A 1,427-nucleotide genomic window follows, 5' to 3' on the forward strand; every position below is an offset into this window, starting at 1 on the left:
CAATCATCTAGCCCACGATGAACCTGTCCAAAACATGTTTTCAATTCGGCTACGGGTGGAATATACATCATTAGAAACAGAAAGGGGTGCAGCAACATGGCTAGAAAAGGTAAATTCGGTACACTCATCAAAGTCGCGACGGCGGTCGCACCGTTCGTCTACGATTACTATAAAAGAACAAAGCAAAAAAGCATCGACACCTAAAAAGTGAGCCAAGCGCCTCGGACGAAGTCCGATGCGTTTTTTCTGTCCCAAAACCAAATATGATATGATGATGGAACATTTTAGGGAATCGAGGCGACCATCATGCACGCGGTATGGGTACAATCTTTACGAATCAGCTTGAAATGGGCGTTGTTCATGAGCGGTCTGTTCCTGCTCGCCCTTGGATCGTCGATGATGATCACGGCCGACCTCGGCGTGTCAACGTGGGACGTGCTCCATCTCGGTCTCGCCCGCCATACTCCGATCTCCGTCGGGACGATCATCTTGCTCGTCGGTCTCTTGCTCGTCTTCTGCAAGTACATATTGGACCGGATTCGCCCCCAGTTCGGGACGCTCGTCAACGCTGTCTTCGTCGGCGTGTTCATGAACTTGATTCTCGAGCATCACTGGTTACCGCAGCTTGACGGTATCGCGCTCAATGTCGCCTGGCTCGTGCTCGGCATCTTCGTCATCGGGGATGGGTGCCGGGCTGTACGTCGCCATCGGCTACGGGGCAGGCCCACGGGACGGACTGACGCTCGCCTTGGCCTACCGGTTCAACACCTCGGTCCGCATGATGCGGACGTGGATGGAACTGTCAGCATGTCTCATCGGCTGGGTGCTCGGTGGACCGGTCTTCTTTGGCACGGTGCTGTCCATCTTCTTAATCGGCCCGTTCTTCCAGTTTTGGCTCGAACAGTTCCGTCGGCTCGTCTCGGTCATCGACCGGTCCAAAGTCGACCCGGCATAATAAAAGAGAGGAAACCGGATGTCTGCGTCCGGTCTCCTCTCTTTTCGTTATGGGATGAGCACGATTTTCCCGAATTTGCCGCGTTGTTTAAAATACGTCTGCGCGTCACGTGCTTCAATGAGCGGGAACGTCCGGTCGACGATTGGTCGAATCTGTCCCGCTTTAATCGCCTCGAGCATCGATTGGAACTCGGCCCGTGTGCCGAGTACCGATCCATACATGGTGATGTGTTTCAAATACATCGTCCGGAAATCAAGCTGTGTCTGTTGTCCGCCGGCCGAACCGGAAATGCAAAACTTGCCGCCATTTTTCAATACCTCGAGCGACGTCGCGAACAAAGCGTCACCGACGACGTCGAGCACGGCATCGACCGGTCCCCCGTTCGCTTCGATAATCTCGGCGGCGAGCGTCTCGGATCGATACGAAAAGACACGGCTCGCCCCGAGCTCTTTCAGTTTCGCTTCATCTTTCA

Annotated in this window: 2 protein-coding genes and 1 pseudogene; 2 read left to right on the forward strand and 1 reads right to left on the reverse strand. The window is 54.2% G+C overall.

From position 1 onward, the window contains the following. Positions 1 to 399: 399 nt before the first annotated feature. Positions 400 to 615, forward strand: a pseudogene (locus B9Z54_RS26700) (DUF6198 family protein); the annotation flags it as partial. 67 nt (positions 616 to 682) lie between these two features. Then, entirely contained in the window at positions 683 to 955 is a 273-nt protein-coding gene (locus B9Z54_RS25750; RefSeq protein WP_240189926.1) for a DUF6198 family protein, read from the forward strand. 47 nt (positions 956 to 1,002) lie between these two features. On the opposite strand, the gene B9Z54_RS13695 is transcribed toward B9Z54_RS25750, so the two are convergent. Beyond that, positions 1,003 to 1,427, reverse strand: a 425-nt coding sequence (locus B9Z54_RS13695; RefSeq protein ID WP_162785214.1) for a zinc-binding dehydrogenase, incomplete at its 5' end; no start/stop codon positions are given.

The organism is Bacillus sp. P14.5 (assembly GCF_003316765.1).
Classification (GTDB): domain Bacteria; phylum Bacillota; class Bacilli; order Bacillales; family Bacillaceae_B; genus Rossellomorea.